The sequence below is a fragment of the Sphingomonas sp. CFBP9019 genome, from assembly GCF_034045155.1.
GTDB classification, from domain to species: Bacteria; Pseudomonadota; Alphaproteobacteria; order Sphingomonadales; family Sphingomonadaceae; genus Sphingomonas; species Sphingomonas aerolata.
In genome coordinates this window covers 1-490 of record NZ_JAXCWK010000016.1, presented here as the reverse complement: position 1 = coordinate 490, position 490 = coordinate 1, and the positions used below count along the sequence as shown (strand labels likewise).

Annotated in this window: 1 pseudogene; it reads right to left on the bottom strand. The window is 60.4% G+C overall.

Features of this window, described 5'->3' with window-relative positions:
* Positions 1 to 242 precede the first annotated feature (242 nt).
* Positions 243 to 490, bottom strand: a pseudogene (locus SOM18_RS19370) (tyrosine-type recombinase/integrase); the annotation flags it as partial.

Here is a 490-nt window from a genome sequence, read left to right as displayed (position 1 = left end):
GTGCAACGACCTATTCGGAAGCGCGCCGTGCGATGGCCCATAGGATTGGCTTGGGTAGCAGCCGCAGCGGCGATGGCACGGCATCGAAGGCTCCAGCAAAATCCAAAAAGCCAAAAGTTGAAACTGCCGAATAAGTAAAAGTTGGCTTCCATTGGGGGCAAGCCCTTGGGCGGCAGGGGAAGGGCTGCTTCTGCCGCTCGTCCGTCCGGTCCGGCTTCTCACAGTGGCGAGAAGCCGGTAGGTTACACCTCGATGCCCTCTGACAAGGTCAAAGCGTCTTCGACATCGACGCCAAGGTAGCGGACGGTATTCTCAATCTTGGCGTGGCCGAGCAGGATCTGCACCGCGCGAAGATTGCCCGCGCCTTGTAGATGATAGAAGCCTTGGTCCGTCGAAGTGAGTGCGTCCCATACTCTTCGCGGCGCAGCCCTATGCCGTTCACCCATTCGGCTACCAGCCGGGCGTACTGGCGGGTACTGAGCGGGCGGGC